This is a genomic window from Sanguibacter inulinus (genome assembly GCF_013415325.1).
GTDB classification, from domain to species: domain Bacteria; phylum Actinomycetota; class Actinomycetes; order Actinomycetales; family Cellulomonadaceae; genus Sanguibacter; species Sanguibacter inulinus.
Genome location: NZ_JACBYE010000050.1, coordinates 1 through 17,859, shown reverse-complemented (window position 1 = coordinate 17,859; position 17,859 = coordinate 1). Strand labels below are relative to the sequence as shown.

At 71.7% G+C, this 17,859-nt stretch carries 19 protein-coding genes and 1 riboswitch; of the genes, 8 read left to right on the top strand and 11 right to left on the bottom strand.

Going from position 1 to position 17,859, the window contains the following annotated elements; all coding sequences use genetic code 11:
• Window positions 1-155 precede the first annotated feature (155 nt).
• The gene (gene msrA, locus HZZ10_RS15800; protein WP_056136680.1) at window positions 156-824 is read left to right on the top strand and encodes a peptide-methionine (S)-S-oxide reductase MsrA; all 669 of its coding nucleotides are present in this window, start codon (window positions 156-158) and stop codon (window positions 822-824) included.
• 217 nt (window positions 825-1,041) lie between these two features.
• Here msrA and HZZ10_RS15795 read toward each other — a convergent pair whose 3' ends face one another.
• The gene (locus HZZ10_RS15795; RefSeq protein WP_308507600.1) at window positions 1,042-1,902 is read right to left on the bottom strand and encodes a LysR substrate-binding domain-containing protein; all 861 of its coding nucleotides are present in this window, start codon (window positions 1,900-1,902) and stop codon (window positions 1,042-1,044) included.
• Window positions 1,903-1,942: 40 nt separating this feature from the next.
• On the opposite strand from HZZ10_RS15795, the gene HZZ10_RS15790 reads away from it, so the two are divergent.
• Entirely contained in the window at window positions 1,943-2,350 is a 408-nt protein-coding gene (locus HZZ10_RS15790; protein WP_056136679.1) for a DUF5997 family protein, read from the top strand.
• A gap of 62 nt (window positions 2,351-2,412) precedes the next feature.
• Here HZZ10_RS15790 and HZZ10_RS15785 read toward each other — a convergent pair whose 3' ends face one another.
• The 3 genes from HZZ10_RS15785 to HZZ10_RS15775 all read right to left on the bottom strand — a co-directional run bounded on the left by HZZ10_RS15785 (window position 2,413) and on the right by HZZ10_RS15775 (window position 4,934).
• Window positions 2,413-3,414, bottom strand: coding sequence for a hypothetical protein (locus HZZ10_RS15785; RefSeq protein WP_179914216.1), 1,002 nt, complete (start codon window positions 3,412-3,414; stop codon window positions 2,413-2,415).
• Between the two features lie 224 nt (window positions 3,415-3,638).
• Window positions 3,639-4,043 carry an FKBP-type peptidyl-prolyl cis-trans isomerase gene (locus HZZ10_RS15780; RefSeq protein WP_056136675.1) on the bottom strand — a complete coding sequence of 135 codons (405 nt, stop codon included), beginning with the start codon at window positions 4,041-4,043 and terminating at the stop codon, window positions 3,639-3,641.
• A gap of 45 nt (window positions 4,044-4,088) precedes the next feature.
• On the bottom strand, window positions 4,089-4,934 hold the full coding sequence (locus HZZ10_RS15775) for a Bax inhibitor-1/YccA family protein (RefSeq protein WP_179914215.1): 846 nt from the start codon (window positions 4,932-4,934) through the stop codon (window positions 4,089-4,091).
• Between the two features lie 351 nt (window positions 4,935-5,285).
• Here HZZ10_RS15775 and HZZ10_RS15770 point away from each other — a divergent pair, with 351 nt between their 5' ends.
• The 3 genes from HZZ10_RS15770 to HZZ10_RS19890 all read left to right on the top strand — a co-directional run bounded on the left by HZZ10_RS15770 (window position 5,286) and on the right by HZZ10_RS19890 (window position 9,021).
• Window positions 5,286-6,242, top strand: coding sequence for an ABC transporter ATP-binding protein (locus HZZ10_RS15770; RefSeq protein ID WP_056137116.1), 957 nt, complete (start codon window positions 5,286-5,288; stop codon window positions 6,240-6,242).
• Window positions 6,239-7,057, top strand: coding sequence for an ABC transporter permease (locus tag HZZ10_RS15765; protein ID WP_056136671.1), 819 nt, complete (start codon window positions 6,239-6,241; stop codon window positions 7,055-7,057). Before HZZ10_RS15770 ends, HZZ10_RS15765 begins: the two co-directional genes overlap by 4 nt.
• 266 nt (window positions 7,058-7,323) lie before the next feature.
• Window positions 7,324-9,021: a sensor histidine kinase gene (locus HZZ10_RS19890; protein WP_179914214.1), complete on the top strand. Its 1,698-nt coding sequence runs from the start codon at window positions 7,324-7,326 to the stop codon at window positions 9,019-9,021.
• Window positions 9,022-9,075: 54 nt separating this feature from the next.
• On the opposite strand, the gene HZZ10_RS15755 is transcribed toward HZZ10_RS19890, so the two are convergent.
• Window positions 9,076-9,474: a biopolymer transporter Tol gene (locus HZZ10_RS15755; RefSeq protein WP_228087687.1), complete on the bottom strand. Its 399-nt coding sequence runs from the start codon at window positions 9,472-9,474 to the stop codon at window positions 9,076-9,078.
• Between the two features lie 59 nt (window positions 9,475-9,533).
• The gene (locus HZZ10_RS15750; protein ID WP_179914213.1) at window positions 9,534-9,995 is read right to left on the bottom strand and encodes a hypothetical protein; all 462 of its coding nucleotides are present in this window, start codon (window positions 9,993-9,995) and stop codon (window positions 9,534-9,536) included.
• A gap of 170 nt (window positions 9,996-10,165) precedes the next feature.
• Between HZZ10_RS15750 and HZZ10_RS15745 the strand changes: the two genes are divergently transcribed.
• Both HZZ10_RS15745 and HZZ10_RS15740 read left to right on the top strand, forming a co-directional pair.
• Window positions 10,166-10,828: a helix-turn-helix domain-containing protein gene (locus HZZ10_RS15745; protein ID WP_179914212.1), complete on the top strand. Its 663-nt coding sequence runs from the start codon at window positions 10,166-10,168 to the stop codon at window positions 10,826-10,828.
• Window positions 10,825-11,118 (top strand): hypothetical protein, encoded by a 294-nt coding sequence (locus HZZ10_RS15740; RefSeq protein ID WP_179914211.1) that lies wholly within the window; start codon window positions 10,825-10,827, stop codon window positions 11,116-11,118. The genes HZZ10_RS15745 and HZZ10_RS15740 overlap by 4 nt, the downstream gene beginning before the upstream one ends.
• Window positions 11,119-11,154: 36 nt before the next feature.
• On the opposite strand, the gene HZZ10_RS15735 is transcribed toward HZZ10_RS15740, so the two are convergent.
• The 5 genes from HZZ10_RS15735 to HZZ10_RS19885 all read right to left on the bottom strand — a co-directional run bounded on the left by HZZ10_RS15735 (window position 11,155) and on the right by HZZ10_RS19885 (window position 17,274).
• Window positions 11,155-13,083, bottom strand: a complete 1,929-nt coding sequence (locus tag HZZ10_RS15735; protein WP_179914210.1) for a heavy metal translocating P-type ATPase — start codon at window positions 13,081-13,083, stop codon at window positions 11,155-11,157.
• Window positions 13,084-13,200: 117 nt separating this feature from the next.
• The gene (locus HZZ10_RS15730; protein WP_179914209.1) at window positions 13,201-14,004 is read right to left on the bottom strand and encodes an energy-coupling factor transporter transmembrane component T family protein; all 804 of its coding nucleotides are present in this window, start codon (window positions 14,002-14,004) and stop codon (window positions 13,201-13,203) included.
• On the bottom strand, window positions 14,001-15,734 hold the full coding sequence (locus HZZ10_RS15725; protein WP_179914208.1) for an ABC transporter ATP-binding protein: 1,734 nt from the start codon (window positions 15,732-15,734) through the stop codon (window positions 14,001-14,003). Before HZZ10_RS15725 ends, HZZ10_RS15730 begins: the two co-directional genes overlap by 4 nt.
• Entirely contained in the window at window positions 15,731-16,372 is a 642-nt protein-coding gene (locus HZZ10_RS15720; RefSeq protein ID WP_228087685.1) for an ECF transporter S component, read from the bottom strand. Before HZZ10_RS15720 ends, HZZ10_RS15725 begins: the two co-directional genes overlap by 4 nt.
• Window positions 16,369-17,274, bottom strand: a complete 906-nt coding sequence (locus tag HZZ10_RS19885; RefSeq protein WP_218928862.1) for a YkoF family thiamine/hydroxymethylpyrimidine-binding protein — start codon at window positions 17,272-17,274, stop codon at window positions 16,369-16,371. The genes HZZ10_RS15720 and HZZ10_RS19885 overlap by 4 nt, the downstream gene beginning before the upstream one ends.
• Window positions 17,243-17,343: riboswitch (TPP riboswitch) on the bottom strand. (Overlaps the previous gene by 32 nt.)
• 229 nt (window positions 17,344-17,572) lie before the next feature.
• Between HZZ10_RS19885 and HZZ10_RS15710 the strand changes: the two genes are divergently transcribed.
• Window positions 17,573-17,859: hypothetical protein (locus HZZ10_RS15710; protein ID WP_218928861.1), on the top strand; the 287-nt coding region annotated here is incomplete at its 3' end.

The following is a 17,859-nucleotide window of genomic DNA, read 5'->3' as shown; positions in this document are numbered from 1 at the left end:
GCCCCAGGTGCTGGTCCACGCCTCGCGCCCGCGAGCGTCCTGCGTGGTACCGAGGCAAGGCTACGTCGGACGGGCCTCGGGAACACTGCGAACACCCCGGGTGTTGACGCTCGCGGGGAGCTCTCCCTACCCGTCGCACCCAGTTGGAGGCCCGCATGTTCGGCTCGTTGTTCGGCTCGTCCCTCAAGACGACCATGGTCACGCCCGAGCGCGCCCTGTCTGGCCGCGCCGACGCCGTGTACTCCGTCCCCGAGACCCACACCGTCCTGGGCACCCCGCTCGCCGGCCCCTGGCCCGAGGGCACGCGGGTGCTGTACCTGGGCCTCGGCTGCTTCTGGGGCGCCGAGAAGGAGTTCTGGCAGCTGCCCGGTGTCGTCACGACGGCTGTCGGCTACCAGGGCGGGTTCACCCAGAACCCGACGTACGAAGAGGTCTGCACGGCCATGACAGGCCACACGGAGACCGTGCTCGTCGCCTACGACCCCGCTGTCGTCAGCGACACCGAGATCCTGCGGATGTTCTGGGAGTCCCACGACCCGACCCAGGGCTTCCGCCAGGGCAACGACGTGGGGACGCAGTACAGGTCTGCCGTGTACTGGACCACGCCCGAGCAGGAGGTCGCCGCACGCACGACGCTCGACGTGTTCCAGCAGAACCTCACGGCGCGCGGCTTCGGCCAGATCACCACAGACCTGCGCCCTGCCGAGGCCGCCGGCCCGTTCTACTACGCCGAGGGCTACCACCAGCAGTACCTCGACAAGAACCCGTCCGGCTACTGCCCCGTGCACTCGACAGGCGTCGCCTGCCAGCCCGCAGACGCCTGACGCTCCCCGGGGCCCAGCCCCCGGGGCCGCGGCCCCCGCGAGGTCGCACGACTGACAGCGAAGTCGCACGAACACGCCAGATCTGAGCCTTCACGCCCATGATCTGGCGTGTTCGTACGACCTGAGTGTCAGAGGGACGACCTCGACGTCGAGACAGGGGGCGTCGTCCGAGGTCCGGGTGGTCGCTCAGGGCGCCGTCACGCCGAGCGGCTACGACTCAGCGGTTCCCGCGCTTGCCGAGGCGCTTGCCGGTGAGCTTGCCGCCGCGGGTCCCCGCCTTGCGGGCTGCGGCGGCCTTGCGGTCGGTCTCGCGTCGGGCTGCGGCGGCCTTCTCCTGCGCCTTGGTGCGCGGCTTGGGCTGCTGGTCGCCCGACGCCTTCGTGGCGTCCTGCTGTGCCGCTCGCCCGCGCGAGCTGTTCGCGGTGCGTCCGCGGACGATGCCGATGAACTCTTCGACGAGCTCGGTCGTCTCGTCCTCGGGCCACACGAAGCCGATCCTCGACTGCGGGCCGTCGGACACCGGACGGTACGTGAGGTCCTTGCGGTGGTGCAGGCGCGCGACAGACTGCGGCACGACGACCACCCCCACGCCGGCGGCGACGAGCTCGATGGCAGCCGCGGTGGTCGCGGGGCGTTCCTGGGCCGGTGTCCCCGGGAGCGTCTCCCACTCGAGCAGGTCGTCGAGCGGGTGCAAGAAGACCTCGTCGGCGAGCTCCTCGGAGCTCACCTCGTCGAAGGCCGCGACGACGTGGTCCTTCGGGACCACGACCACGGGGATCTCTGTGTACAGCGGGATGACGCTCAGGCCCTCGCGGCCGAGCGGGAGCCTCAGCAGCCCGGCGTCGACGGTGCGGTCCGTCACCACGGCACCGCGGTCGAGCACGTCGACCTGGACGAGCTCGAGGGGGACGTCGGCGAGACGGGTCCGCCACACCCCGACCCACTTCGCAGGGGTCACGCCAGGCGCGATCGCGAGCCTGAAGGACGGCCCACCGGCCTGCTCGGTGATGGGCTGGTCCGCGGAGGAGTCTTGCTCCTCGGGGACCTGCGGGTCGTCGAGGCTCGGGTCAGAAGGCACGGAGTCAGGCTACCCGGCCTGAGACCGATACCCTTGGAGCATGACGTCCCAGAAGACCCCGCAGACCATGAAGCCCGCCACAGCGGCGAAGAAGCTGGGCGTGTACCTGCCTGCGACACCCGCCGAGTTCCAGGAGAAGGTCATCTCCCGCGACGAGCTCAACGCACTGACCACCAACCCGCCGGAGTGGCTCGTCGAGCTCCGTCGCAACGGGCCGCACCCGCGCCCGACTGTCGCCGCCCGTCTCGGCGTCTCGATCGCCGGTCTCGCCCGCGGTGGCGTGACCGAGGCGCTGACCACGGACGAGATCAACGAGATCCGCGACGACGAGCCCGACTGGTTGGTGCGCGAGCGCGAGGTCCAGGCGAAGGTCCGCGAAGAGGAAGAGCGTCTGCGCGAGCGTGACGCCAAGCTCGCCGAGAAGGCCGAGCGCTCCGCCAAGCGCTGACCTCGCCTCCGGTGGTCGCACGACGGCGTGCGCCCACCGACCGGCTGGTCCGGCACGACAGCTCAGAGATAGGCGTTGACGACCGGGGAGTCCCCGCTCACGTCGACCTCGAGGCGCAGCGGCGGCACGTCACCGTCGAGGATCACGTAGACCACCTGCACGGACCCCGTCCGCCCGCAGGGCACCTCGACGGGCGTCATCCGGCCCGAGGCTGTCAGGCGGCTGCGCATCGCGTCGCGCAGGTCTGACGACGAGCGCACGCCCCCTTCGAAGGCGTCGACCTCACGGTCGGTCCCGGAGCGCAACGCCCGCACGTAGTCCGACGCCACCCCGAGAGCAGAGTCACCCGAGGTCGGGTCGACCAGCGCGTGGTGACCGTCGTCGTCGTGCACGGCACGGACCTGCTCGAGGACCAGGCGGGTGCCCGTGCCGTCTGGTGTCCCGTCGCCCGGGCCGTCGGTCTCCGCGGGTCCCTGGGCATCGGTCGCACCGGCGGTCGGACCGGCGGTCGCACCGGCGGTCGGACCCGAGGACGAACCAGACGTGGAGCCGGGGTCGGAGGCGTCCGGAGAGCCCCAGCTGAGGGCGTAGGACGCCCGGGTCGTGGTCGGCGTCCCGTCCACCGGGGTGCGGACGGTGTCGAGGGTCACGAGGGTCACGGGCCCGTCCTGGTCGTCAGCCTCGGTGACGTCGACCACCGCCACGTCCGCGTCGGTGAGGTCGACGGTCCGGGTCTCTCGCTCGACCTGCGAGGTGTGCCCCTCGAAGAAGGCCCGCGCCTGGTTCCCGAGGTCCATCTCCGGGTCGACCAGGGCCGCGACGGTCGAGCGGGCGTCTGCCGGTGCCCCGGCCACAGAAGTGGCCACCCCGACCTGGTCCTCGAGCTCGGCGAGGACAGCCGCAAAAGCCTCCGCAGCGACCACCACGTCGGCCGAGGCGGCCCTGTCGTCGGCCAGACGCTCGAGCGGATGGTCGGGGGTGCACCCGGTCGTGAGCACCCCGAGCAGCAGCGCCGTCACGAGCGCGACTCCGCGTCGAGCCTTGCTCCCCTGTCTCGTGCTCACCGGTCCATCCTGGCGGACCACCTGCCCTCCCCGCATCAGCCCGAGGGCTGACTCCGTGGGAGCCGCGGATCGGCCGAGGGACCGAGCAGACGACGAAGGCCGCCCCCCGGAGAGGACGGCCTTCGTGAGCCATCTGCCCCCGCGACCGAGGGGTGGCTGCCTGGGCTCCAGACGTGCGGAGCGTGCAGGGCGGGTGGTGCTGGTGGTTCGGGCGGTGCTGGTGGTCAGCCGACGCCGACGATGTCGACGACGAACACGAGCGTCGCGCCAGGGCCGATGCCGGCCTGCGGCACGCCGCGTGAGCCGTAGCCGAGCTCCGGCGGGATCGAGAGCAGGAGGCGCGAGCCGATGTTCTGGCCGACGAGACCCTGGTCCCAGCCGCCGATGACAGCCCCGATGCCTATCGGGAAGTCGATCGTGGCACCACGGTCGTAGGAGTTGTCGAAGACGCCGCCGTCCCAGGACTGGCCCAGGTAGTGCACGACGATGTTGTCGCCTGCAGCGACCTCAGCCCCGTCGCCCTGGCTCAGCACCTGGACGTGCAGGCCCTCGGGGGCGCCGCCAGCCGGGAAGGTGATCTGGGGCTTGTCACCGAAGGATCCGGTGGCCTGGGGAAGTTCGATCGTCATGCGGGTACCTCTCAGGAGTGGGGAGTGCGAAGGGTGCGAGGACTGCTACTCGCCGCGGAGGATCGCGAGGAGGCGCAGGAACTCGAGGTAGAGCCAGATGAGCGTGACCATCAGGCCGAAGGCTGCGGACCAGGCGTACTTCTTGGGGACGCCGTTGCGCACGCCGCGCTGGATCGCGTCGAAGTCGACGATCAGCGAGGCCGAGGCGAGGCCGACGGCGATGAGACCGACGGCGATGCCGAGCGGGCCCTCACGCAGCGGGCCGAAGCCGCCGTCGCCCACGCCGGCGAACATCATGACGACGTTCACGAGGGAGAAGACGAGGTAGCCGACCATCGCGAAGAGCAGCCAGCGCGTGAAGCGCGGGGTCACGCGGACGCGGCCCGAGCGGAACAGCCAGAGGCACGCCGCGAAGGTGGAGACCGTCGCGAGGACGGCCTGGAGCACGATGCCGCTCCACTGCGCCTCGAAGGCCTGGGAGATGCCACCGAGGAACACGCCCTGCGCAACCGTGTAGGCGACGATGAGCGCCGGGCTGGGCTCGCGCTTGAAGGCGTTGACCAGACCGAGGACGAGGCCGACGATCGCGCCGACGAAGAAGAGCTGCGGGAACAGGACCCACGTGACGGCACCTGTCGCAACCAGGAGGGCGAGCAGCCCACCGGTCTTGACGATGACGTCGTCGTAGGTCAGACGCCCGGTGTCGGCCGTCGTGGCCGACGGCGAGCTGTACATGGTGTTGAGGGTCGCGGCGTCGGTCGCTGCGTAACCAGCCCCGTACTGCTGCTGACCGTACTGAGCCTGCTGGCCCTGCGCGCCTGCAGGCGCGCGGCCTGAAGCGTTCGCCTTCTCACCGAAGACGTCGCTCCGGGCAAAGATGGGACTTCCCACTGGGTACCTCCTGGTCGCGGTTCCGGTCCGACGCCGTGGCGCCAGCCGAGGGGCTCTCGCTGGCCGGATGATGACTCGTCGTTCCACTGTAGTCAACGCACCGAGCAGCGCCAACGTTCCCGCTGCGCTGTGGACGAACGGTGCAGGAGACGTCGCCCGGACGACCGACAGGGCGTCAGCGGAGCATCTCTCCTGTAGCCGATCGGCCGACCGGCCAGGACGAGGATCGGCCGGACGACCGTAGGCACAGCACCCCTCCTCTCCGTAGGCTCGGACCAGCAGCAGCCACCGGACCGGCAACGCGGACCGGTGGACCTGACCCTGAACCACCACGACAGGAACGAGCACCTGATGATCGAGGTACAGAACCTCACCAAGAGGTACGGGCAGAAGACGGCGGTCGACGGAGTCTCCTTCACGGTCCGCCCCGGGATCGTCACCGGGTTCCTCGGCCCGAACGGCGCCGGCAAGTCGACCACCATGCGCGCCATCGTCGGGCTCGACCGCCCGACGTCGGGCTCGGTCACCGTGAACGGCAAGCCGTACGCGCAGCACACATCGCCGCTCACCCAGGTGGGTGCGCTCCTCGACGCGAAGGCCGTCCACACCGGCCGCAGCGCCTACAACCACCTCCGCGCCATGGCCGCCACGCACGGCATCCCGCTGAGCCGCGTCAACGAGGTCATCGAGATGACGGGCCTCGAGAGCGTCGCCAAGAAGCGTGTCGGCGGGTTCTCGCTCGGCATGGGCCAGCGCCTCGGCATCGCGGTCGCCCTGCTGGGCAACCCCCGCACCCTGCTCCTCGACGAGCCCGTCAACGGTCTCGACCCCGAGGGCGTCGTCTGGGTCCGTCAGCTGACCCGGGCGCTCGCCGCCGAGGGGCGCACGGTGTTCCTCTCGAGCCACCTCATGAGCGAGATGGCCCAGACCGCAGACCACGTCGTGGTCATCGGGCGCGGCAAGATCCTCGCGGACGCCCCGGTCTCCGACATCGTCGCCCGTGCCAAGGGCAACGGGGTGCGCGTGCGCAGCCCGCAGGCCGCGCAGCTCGTCGAGCTGCTCCGCCCGACAGGCGCCGAGATCACGAGCGACGAGCCAGGCCTGCTGTACATCAACGGCGCGCAGTCTGCGCAGATCGGCGAGACCGCGGCCGCGGCCGGCATCGTCCTGCACGAGCTCTCCCCCGTGAGCTCGACCCTCGAAGAGGCGTACATGGAGCTCACCGCAGACTCCGTCGAATACCACTCGGCCACCGCCTCTGGCGCGAAGGCCACCACGACCGCAGCACACGCCGGAGGCACCCGATGAGCACCGAGACCCTCAGCCGCACCGCGGCGACCACCCCCAAGGACGAGCGCTACAAGGTGACGTTCCCGCGTCTGGTCAAGAGCGAGATCATCAAGCTCACCACGGTCCGCTCGACCATCTGGTCGCTCGCCGTGATGGTGTTCATCGTCCTGGGCTTCGCGGCCCTCATGTCCTTCGCCCTCCGCTCGCAGGACATCTCCGACTTCGGGAGCGACCTCCCGCTCGGTGCGTCCGTGGCGACCTTCGGCATCAGTTTCGGCCAGCTCGTCATCGTCGTGCTCGGTGTCATCTCGATCGGCTCCGAGTACAGCACCGGGATGATCCGCTCGACCCTCAGCGCGGCACCGACCCGCATCCCGGCGCTGCTCGCCAAGATGCTGGTCATCGCCATCGTGTCCTTCGTGGTCTCGCTCGTGGCGCTCTTCGCGGCATTCTTCATCGCCCAGGCGATCTTGCCGTCGACGCAGACCGCCTCCCTCGGTGACCCGCAGGTCCTGCGGATGATCGTCGGCGGCGCGCTGTACCTCGCGGTGATGTCCATGTTCGCCGTCGCCGTCGGTGCGATCGTGCGCAACACCGCGGCGGGCATCTCGATCATCGTCGGTCTCGTCCTCATCCTCCCCGGGATCCTCGTGTCGATCCCGTGGGAGTGGGTCAAGACCATCGGTCGTTACCTCCCCGACGCAGGGATGTCGGTCTTCTCCGAAGAGGGGTCGATGTACCACGGCACCTGGACCGGGTTCGGCATCCTCGTGATCTGGACCGTCGCGGCCGCGATCGTCGCCTCGATCCTCCTGAAGCGCCGGGACGCCTGACCTCAGGCTCGTCCCCAGGGGCGCTGAGCCAGCGCTTCTCCACACCCCAGACCACCCCCTCGCCCCTCGTGTCACGGGAGGCCAGGGGGTGGTCTGCTGTCGGGACGGACAGCGGCACGGGCATCGGCCGGCCTGCGTCACCCCTGAAGACCCTCACGCTCGGCGCTCGCGTGCCGATGGGACCGGAGAGTGACGACGGTCGACCACGACCGCCGCGACGTCGTGGGGCAGCGGCAGACCGGTCGTCTGGACGCGAGGAGCGACGAGTGAGCGGGCTAGCAACCGTGGTCGGAGACCCTCCGGGGATCTCCCGGTGGTCGGCGGCGCTCGCGTCCATGGTCGTGAGGTCGTCGGGCGGCTCGCTCCTGACGCTCCAGATCCCCCTCACCCTGGTCGTCGGGCTCGTCGTGGCGCTCTTCGCGGTCGCGGCCTCGCAGATCCTCGTCCACCCGGCGATCGTCCTGTCGGTCCTGCTCATCCTCGGCGGGTGCGCCTACGCGCGGTGGGCGCCAGCCCGTCGTATCGGGTCGCGCTGGGCACCTGTGGTGATCTGCCTCGTGGACTTCGCAGCCATCGGTCTGCTGCGGTACGGGACGCACCTGGAGTTCGGCATCCTCGGGGTCCTCTCGGTGTTCCCCGCCGCGTGGCTCGCCCACACCTACCTGTGGCGCGGCGCGGCGCTCGCGGGGGCCGCGACCGTCGCGGTCACCGTCGTCCCCGAGCTCGCCACGTCGACGGCGCTGACAGTGCACGTCGGGGTCCGCCTGATCCTGCTGCCGCTCATCGTGGCCGCCGTGATCGTCGCCGTCGTCGTCATCACCGAGCACACAGCGTTCCAGGAGCGCGAGCTGCAGCGCGAGCACGCCCGCCTGGACGCAGCGCTGACCGAGAGCGAGTCGACGTCGCTCCTGCTCGACGCGATGCTCGAGTCCCTCGACACAGGTCTGCTCGCCATCGACTCCTCGGGCGAGACGATCCGGATGAACACGACGACGCGCGAGCTCTACGACCTCACGCTGCCCTCGACAGGCGCGCGGGCGGTCTTCGCCGCGGACCGCACGTCTCCCCTGAGCCGCGAGCTGATGCCCGCGGCCCTCGCGCGACGGGGCGAGCAGGCCACGGGACGGCTCATGTGGTTCGGTCTGCCGAGCGGACGGCAGCGGGCGATCTCTGCCAACATCGTGAGGATCGTCGACTCCGCAGGGGTCGACCGCGGAGCGCTCGTAGCCCACCACGACGTCACCGAGCTCATGGAGGCGATCGAGTCGAAGGACAGGTTCGTCGGGACCGTCTCGCACGAGCTCCGCACGCCCCTGACGTCGATCATGGGATATCTCGAGCTGATCGCCGAGGACGACAGCGCGGGCGACCACCCGCTGTCGCCCGAGACCCGGGAGTACGTGTCGATCGCCCGGCGCAACGCCGAGCAGCTGCTCTCCCTCGTCTCCGACCTCCTGACGACGGCGCAGATCGACTCGGGCGCCCTGCGGCTCACGACGGACGAGACGTCCCTCAGCACGCTCGTCTCCGAGGCCGTCGAGGCCGCGCGACCTCGCTTCGACGAGGCGCAGATCCGTCTCACGGCGAACGTCGTCCCGACAGTCCCGCAGGAGATCGACCGTCGCCGCATGGCGCAGGTGATCGAGAACCTGATCTCCAACGCGCTCAAGTACACCCCTGCCGGCGGGTCGGTGACAGTCGCGACCTCGACGGTGCTCGACGCGTCTGTCCTCACCGTGAGCGACACGGGCATCGGCATGAACCGCGCAGACCTCGGCAAGATGTTCACCAAGTTCTTCAGGGCAGAGTCGGCCCGTGAGAACCGGATCCAGGGCTTCGGCCTGGGCCTGGTGATCTGCCGCGCGATCGTCGAGGCGCACGGGGGCAAGCTCCGCATCGACAGCGCGCTCGGGCGCGGCACCAAGGTGTCTGCGGTGCTGCCCGTCGGGGTCGTCGAGGACTGAGGAGGGCGCGGGCCGCATCGGTCCCGCGCCTGCGCCTGCGCCTGAGTCGTCCTGCTAACCGGGCGACGCGTGCGCGTCGAGCGCCTCGAGCTCACGGATGGCGTCGCGGGCCCGAGCCAGCCGGGCGGCCTCGGGCTCGTCCCACCAGTACGGACCGCGCTCCCCGAGACCAGCCTTCGCCAGCCCGACCCGCCGACGCGATGCGGTCACCCGCTCGTCGTCGCCAGCCTTCTTGCCGGCCCGCACGCCTGACCGGCCCTTCCCGAGGTGCGAGGTGAGCGCCTCGACGACGTCGGCGGGCAGGCTCGGGTCGGTCCGACGCCACCGCCTGCCGTGGACCACGAGCCAGCGCTCCTCGTCGGGCACCGAGGTGCCGGGCCCCTGGGGTCCCTGAGCGGCTGTGGTCGAGGTGCCCGGGGCCCCGGCCTCAGAGGTCTTGTCGTGAGAGGTCATCTCCCAGAGATCTCACACTTCCGTGCCGTCGGCCTCTCAGAGGGTGCAGCGCACAGGTATCAGCCCGCTAGGCGGACACCTGGCCGACTAGGGCCCGTCGACGTCACGACCACCGTCGTCGCACCGTCGACAAGACCAGCCACGGTGCACCCGTCGACCTGGACGACGAGCGCCCCAGCAGGTGAACCGTCGAGGTCGACGGCGTCTGGCCGGTCCTCGGGGACGATGCTCGCCGCATCGCGGACCGCCGCCGTGAGCTCGTCGCGCGGGACGGCGCGCTCCATCCCTCGGACCATCACGAGCCCGAGGGCCTCCGCCTGCACGAGCGACGCCGTGGGCACCTGAGCATCTGTCGTCAGGGTGGTGACCTCGACGTCCGAGGCGGCATCTGTCGCCCAACGCCTGACGGACTGCGGCGTGCCGTCTTCACCGTCGGTGTCGGTGTCCTCCACCAGGACGAGGCTCTTGCCGTCGACCGTGACCTCCACGGCGTCGCGCCGGGTCTGCGGGGGCATACCCATCTGCACATCTCCTCTGTCGTGACCTACCAGCGTAGAGCGGGCCTCGCTCGAGGCGTCGACTCTTCCCCGGCGCGACGACTCTGGCCCCCGGACGCGCGCACACCGTCATACAGAGACTTGTTTGCAAAGGAACCCTTGCAAAGATTCCTCTGCACTCGTACAGTCGAACCATGACCACCCGCGACGAGCCCTCGACCACCGAGCACGCACCAGCTCCAGACCTCGGCACCTCGACGGCGGCGGCCCCTGCCGAGCAGCGGATGCTGGACATCGAGTCGCTGCGAGGTCTCGCGCACCCGCTGCGCATCCAGCTGCTCGAGATCCTCGGGTCGCGGGGACCGCTCACCGCGAGCGGTCTGGCCCACCTCACCGGTGAGTCGAGCGGCACCACCAGCTATCACCTCCGTCAGCTGGAGCGGCACGGCTTCATCCAGGAGGAACCCGGACGCGGCACGGCCCGCGAGCGCTGGTGGCGGACCCGTCCGGGTGGCTTCGCCGTACCGACGGCGTCGTTGTCGGAGTCGAGCCCGGCCAACCGCGAGGCGGTCTCCCTCGTCAACCGGGAGTTCGTGCAGGCCCAGCACCGTCACCTCATGGCGCACGTGGAGCACGGCACGACCGAGCTCCCCGAAGACTGGGCCGAGGCCAGCACAGTCACGACTGTGAACCTGCGGGTCACCGCGGAGGAGCTCGAAGAGATCTCCGCAGAGCTGCACGAGCTCTCGCAGCGCGTCGTCGCCCGCTACCGCGCGGGACGCGACCGCCCCGAGGCACGGCCGATCCAGATGAACCTCAACGCCTTCCCCCTCATGTTCTCCGAGGAGACACCATGACCCCCGCCACCGCCGGACCGCTCCACGGCCCCCGGACGCTCCACGCTGCCGAGCACGTCCCGCTCTTCCCCTCGCCCTCCGCCCTGCACGCCCGTGGCCTGACCGGCCTGCTGGTGAGAGCGAGCCTGGCGGTCGCCGCCTGGGGCGAGGACCGAGCGGTCCGGCGCGCCGACGCCGCTCTCGTCCGCCCTGCTCGGCGCCACCGCGGCGCGGTCCAGGGATGGTCGGACCTGGACCAGGACCGCGAGCGCTACGCGGACCGGCGTGCTGCCGGGTTCCTCGAACCCTGACGCCCGGTCCGCCCGGGGTCCGCTGTCAGACGAGCGTCAGACGAGCGCGTCTCGGCGCTGCTGGGCCTCACCCGACGCCGTGGGCGCCGTGGGCCTCGCGGACCGCACCCGGGCGGCCCCGCTGGTCTCACCCGCCGGCCCGCCGAGCGCGCGCAGCGCGTTGAGGATCGCGACGAGGTCGACGACCTCTTGCAGCCCTGCGCCCACGATCGCGGGGATCGCCCCGAAGGCGGCCAGGACCATGAGCACCAGGCTGAGCCCGATCCCCAGGCCGATGCTCTGCAGGGCGATCCTGACGGTCCGCCGGGAGATCGCGACGGCGTCGGCCACCCTGCTGATCTCGTCGACGAGCACGACCACGTCGGCCGACTCGCTCGCGGCGGATGCACCGCGGGCCCCCATCGCGATACCCACGTCGGCGACGGCGAGGACCGGGGCGTCGTTGATGCCGTCGCCGACCATCATCACCGGTCGGCCGGCGAGCCCGGCGACGGCGTCGACCTTGCCCTGCGGCAGACGCGCTGCCCGGACGTCGTCGATCCCGACCTCTGCGGCCACGGCGTCGGCGGTCGCCTGGGCGTCACCGGTGAGGACGACGACGTGCTCGACGCCCGAGGCGCGCAGCCGCGAGACCGTCGAGGCGGCGTCGGCACGGACCTCGTCGGAGAGCGTCACGGTCCCGGCGTAGCGACCGTCGACGCCGACCATGACGGACATCTCCCCGGGGACCAGCTCAGGCATGACGACGTCGGCGGAGGTCTCCGCGACCAGGTCGTAGGAGCCGACGACCACGAGACGCCCGTCGACGTGGGCCCGCAGCCCGCGCCCGGGGAGGTCGTCCACGGTCACGTCGGTCGAGAGGTCGAGGCCCCGGCCCGTCGCCTCGTCGACGATCGCCTGGGCGAGCACGTGCGAGGAGAGCCTCTCGGCGGAGGCGACGAGCGCGAGCAGCTCGTCGGCGGTGCGTCCCTCGGGCAGCACGCGGGAGACGCGCGGCTCACCGTGGGTGAGGGTGCCGGTCTTGTCGAAGGCCGCGGTGCGGACCCGCGCGAGGCGTTCGAGGGTGCCGCCGTCCTTGACGATGACGCCGTTCTTCGCAGCGCGGCTCATCCCTGCGATGAAGGAGACCGGCGCGGCGATGAGCAGCGGGCACGGGGTCGCGACCACGAGCACCTCGGCGAAGCGCACGGGGTCGCCGGTGATCGCCCAGGCGGCACCGGCGATCGCGAGGGCGACGAGCGTGAAGGGAACGGCGTACCTGTCGGCGAGCCTGACGAAGGGCGCTCGGCTCTCTGCGGCACCCTCGACGAGCGCGACGATCTGCTGGTACTGCGAGCCCGCAGCCGTCGCTGTCGCACGGACCGTCACCGCGGTCGAGCCGTTGACCGCCCCCGAGAGCACGGTGTCCCCACGGTGACGGACGACCGGCAAGGACTCCCCCGTGGTCGAGGACTCGTCGAAGTCCCCGGCCTCGTCGACCAGGACGGCGTCGACGGGGACCATCTCACCCGGCTTGACGAGGAGCAGCTGCCCGACGGTGACGTCGTCGACCGCGACGTCGAGCACCGACCCCTCGCCCAGCACGAGGTGCGCGGAGCGCGGGGCCCGCGAGAGCAGCGTCGTGAGCTCGTCCCGGGCGCGGTGCTCCGCGTAGTCCTCGAGGGCCTCGCCTCCCGTGAGCATGAGGACGATCACGAGGGATGCCCAGTGCTCACCGACGGCGAGGGTGCTGAGGATCGCGACGAGGGCGAGCACGTCGAGACCCCACTGGCCGCGGCGGGCGTCCTGCACCATGCCCCACCCCTGCTGCGCAGCCACGACGAGCGCGAAGGTGGTGACGAGCACCCGCGCGACGGTGGGGCCGGAGCCCGGCAGCGCGAAGAAGGCGAGCAGGGCGACGAGCCCGACGGTGACGGTGAGGGCGACCGTCGGGTACCGGCGTGAGAACTCCAGGACTCGTGTCATATATCCAGTGATACACCTCTGAAAATGCTTGTTCAAGCAAGCAAAGGCTTCCCTCAGCCGCAGGATCCTGCGGTTCCTGAGGCAAGCCTCACCAGAGTGAGGTCGACCTGGCCGTCGTCAGAAGAGCGCTCCAGGCCCCTCCAGCACGCCCGCCGCCGATGCTCCGACGAGCACGAGGCCGAGCATGCCGAGGACGACCCCCGCGAAGACCGCGTCCCTCCTGTCGAGCGGCACGGGTCGCCACGTCGTCCGCTCTCCGTCGCCGAGGCCGCGGAGCTCGAGCGTGCCCGCGACACGGTCCCCGCGGCGCACGGAACCGACGAGCAGCGCGAAGGCCGACGCCGCGTGACCCCGCAGACCGACCCGGGGCCGCCCGCGCCGACCGAGGGGTGCCCGCACGGACTGGGCCCGCCGGATCGTCTGCCACTCCGCTCCCATCTGCTGGAGCAGCCTGTACCCGGCGAGCACGGCGAAGGTCACCTTCGCCCCGAGCCGGGCGTGCTGGTGCAGGCTCGTGACGAGGGCGACGCCGTCGGTCGTCGCGACGAAGGCGACCGACAGCAGACCCATCAGCAGGGTCCGCCCGGCCAGGCCCGCGCCCACCCAGATGCCCTCGGTCGTGACGCGCAGCCCGGCCCCCTGCCACACGACCTCCCCCGGGCGGCTCAGCATGTTGACGAGCAGCACCCCCACGGCGAAGGCGACGAAGGGCAGCTGCGCGACGAGCAGCGCCCGTGGCCGCACGCCCGCCCCGACGAGGACCGCCCCCGCCACGAGGACGTACAGCACCGCGGGTGTCACCGGGTCGAGCACCAGGAGCAGCACAGCGGAGACGACGAAGAGCAGCGCGAGCTTCACTGTCGGGTTCCGCCGGGCGAGCGGCGAGGCCAGAGCGAGTGCGTCGGGCTGCAGGACGCTCATGCCCTCACCCCTGCGGTGGTCGCCGGTTCCGGGTCGTGCGCAGCAGACCCGGCCACGGGGTGACGGCCCAGGGCCCGGAGCGCCGAACGCAGCGCCGCCGTGCTCGAGCACCGCTCGACGAACCACCGCACGATCGCGGGCAGCTCGAGGCCCGCGCCGGTGAGCGCAGCCGCGTCGGACAGGACGTCGTGCGTGGACCCTGAGGCAAGCACCCGGCCACGGCCGACGACGACCACCTCGTCGGCGACCTCGGCCGCGAGGCGGAGGTCGTGGGTCGAGAAGACGACCGCCCCACCACCGTCCGCCACCGAGCGCAATGCGTCGGCGACCACCACGGTGTCGCGCCTGTCGAGCCCGAAGGTGGGCTCGTCGGCGAGCAGCACGTCGCGGCCGTGCGCGAGCATCGCCGCGAGGCTCAGCCGTCGCTTCTCACCACCCGACAGCTGGTGCGGGTTGCGGTCCGCGCAGTGCTCGAGGCGGTGCTCGCGGAGCATCCGGGCCACCGTCGGCTCAGGGTCGGCGAGGCCGTGCGCGATCTCCTCCGCCACGGTGTGCGCGACGAGCTGGTGCTCGGGGTTCTGGAACACCATCCCCGGGCGCTCGCCCGTCACCCTCCCGGCGAGAGGCCGGGCGAGGCCAGCGAGAGCGTGCAGCAGGGTCGACTTGCCGGTCCCGTTCTCCCCGAGGACGGCCACGACCTGCCCCGCGCGCACGTCGAGGTCGACGCCGTCGAGGACGGTCTGACGACCGTGGCCGACAGCCAGCCCGTGGGCCCGCAGCAGGACGCGAGGTGCCCCGGTCTCGGGTGACGCCGGGAGAACCTCGTCGCACGGCACGAGACCGGCGAGGAGCTCGTCGTGCGCCCCCGAGGCGAGGTCCCCGACCTTCCCGCTGAGGGCCGTGAGCTCGGCCTCGAGAGGCAACCAGCAGCCGAGGGCGTGGAGCGCCGCGGCGTGCTCTCGCAGCACCTGGGGGGTCGGGCCGTCCGCGACGACAGTCCCGTCGGCGTCGAGCACGACGGCCCGGCCGGGCAGCCCGTCCAGCCCGGCCTCCCCGGCGTAGTCGTCGAGCCTGTGCTCGACGAGCAGCACTGTGAGCGACGCGTCGCGGGCGACCTCCTCGACGGCAGCCCGCACCGCCCGCACCCCGCTCGCGTCGAGCATCGAGGTGGGTTCGTCGAGCAGCAGCAGCCCTGGCCGACCGATCACCGCCGCCGCGAGCGCGACCCGCTGGGTCTGACCACCCGACAACCGCGCCGTCTGCCGCTGAGCCAGGTCCCCCACGCCGACCTGCTCGAGGGCCACCCCGACCCGCGGACCGATCTGGGCGGGCGGGACGGCACGGTTCTCGAGGACGAGGGCGAGCTCTGCGTCGACCTGCGGCAGGCAGACCGAGGCCGAGGGGTCCTGCCCGACGACCCCGAGCAGAGCCGAGCGCTCGTGGACAGGGCTCGACAGGTCGAGGGGCTGCCCGCCTCCCCCGAGGACCAGCGTCCCCTCGACCTCCGCGGGGGTGCTGTGCGGCACGAGCCCGGCGACGAGGTGCAGCAGGGTCGACTTGCCCGCCCCCGAGGGGCCGAGGACGACCACCCGCTCCCCCGCGGCGACGTGCAGGTCGACCCCGCGCAGGGACGGGCGGTCCCTGCGCGGGTAGGTGACCGTGACACCCGAGAGGGTGATCACCGCAAGACCCGAGCCGGTCGTCACCGCGAGGTCCGAGCCGGTGATCACCGCGAGGCCGTGCGGCCGACGGCAAAGCTGTCGACGACACCTGTGCGCACGAGCGCGTCGACGACCACCTTGGCGAGCAGCCCACCGAGGACGACACCCGAGAGCACCTGGATGGCCAGACGCGTCCAGAACAGGTCGGTGCCGTACCAGCCGGACCTGAAGGCGCTGAAGAAGAACACCGCGAAGGCACCCAGCCCACCGGACAGTGCGTAGGTGAACCAGGAATAGCTGCGGTAGCGGGTCAGCGCGAAGGGCAGCTCGCTGCCAGCCCCCTGGATCGCTGCGGCGACGAAGAGCAACGGCCCGACGGCCGACCCGAGGAACACGACCTCGATGACCGAGGCCAGCACCTCGGCGACCACCCCGGCACCGGGGCGCTGGATGATCGCGACAGCGACTGGCGCGACGATCAGCCAGCCGCCGAGCAGCACGTGCTGGGTGAGGTCGCCGAAGGGCCCGGTGACCGCGGCGAAGGCGATCCACCCCTGGACGAGCGCCCAGTACAAGAACCCGAAGACGGCACCCAGGACGACGACGAGCATGAGCTCTTTGAGGCTCCAGGGCGCACGTCGCGAGCGGGTAGGGCGGTCCTGGCCCACGTCCTGCGCGGCCTTGCCGGCCGCCTGCTCGGGGGTCATCGGACAGCCTCGCCGTCGGGCTCGGTGTCGGTGTCGGTGTCGGTGTCTGTGGTGCCAGGCTGCGGGCTGCCGGCGGTCCTGGTGCCATCTGTGCGGTCTGTACCGTCGGCGCCTGCGCGGAGGCTGGGGCTGTTGACCGAGAGCGTCACGTGCGTGGTCACGTGCTGGACCGTCCTCCCCACGCTCTGCCACGCACCGACCACAGTGGTGAGGATGTCCGCGACGTCCCCAGCGAGCCGGGTGACGTAGTGGTCGCTGCCGACGACGGTCCCGGCTGCGCGCGCCTGCTCGATCGCGGCATAGATGTCACGCATGTGGTCCGGCGCGCCCGAACCTGCGAGCGGCTGGTCGGCCAGGGGGTACAGCGCCCACTGGGCGACGGCCTCCACCCCCGTCGCCTCCAGGACGACCGAGGGCGCCGCCGGCAGCACCTGACCCGCGGGAAGGTCGCAGGTGACCTCCCCGGGGCACCCGCGGGACAGCATGATGCTGGCTGACACGTGCTCCCCGCTGCGGCCGGCTGCTGCGACCAGGGCGGAGAGGTACTCGGCGATCCGCTGCTCGGGCCCGGCGACCCGGGTGCTCACGGGGTCGGTCTCGACGGTCAGCCCGTCGGTCGACGTCTGGGCGAGGGCGCCGGTGATGATGCGGACGTAGTCGGAGCTCATCACCGAGAGGGTGACGCGCGCGCCGACGCCCAGCTCGGCCGGTGTAGGGCTCGGCTGCTGGTCCGGCGTCGGGACCGGCTGCTGCGCCGGGGTGGGTGCGGATGAGGTGCGGTGCGTGGTGGTGTGCACTGTCGTGCCCTTCTCGTCTCGAGGTGGGGCACGGGCGTCACCGACGCACGCCCGCTGCTGCAGGCGTGCGTGGGTGTCGTAAGAGATGCCTCCCTGCGCTGGCATGATCCAGATCAGGTTCGACGGTCGAAGGTTGAGAACCTTCCTCTCAGCCCGGCTCACCGGACTCCCGTGTTCAGGCACCACCCTAGGGGGCACCCGGGCTCGCTGACCAGCCAGGCCGTGGGTCGAGACAGGCTCAGCCCGGCACAGCGTCAGGTCCTCGCGGCGTCGGCTCGGCCGAGCGTCAGCCCCTGGGTGGACCCCGGCCCCTCCCGCAGGACCGCCCGCACGCGCGGGCACCGGCGCAGATCAGTCCGCGGGCTGATGCCCTGCGGTAGGTGCCGACGGGAGGATCGTCACCATGACCTCCTCCCAGGCGACGAGCCGGCCTCGCATCCCCCGGCGCGGCGCTGCCGAGAGCGCGCCGGCTGCGCAGGTCGACGGACCACCACGGCGGCGCACCCACGTCCGGGCCAACGCCCCGCACGTGGTGCCCTTCGACACCGTGCGCGAGGTCGGCATCCCCGCGCGCCCCCGCGCGTCGTCCGGCACGCCGGCCGTGGCACCGCCCGTCCCGTCCCCAGCCGAGCGGGCCGCCAGCGCCGAGGTGCGCGCGGCTGTCCGCGTCGTGCCGTCGCCACCTCCCCC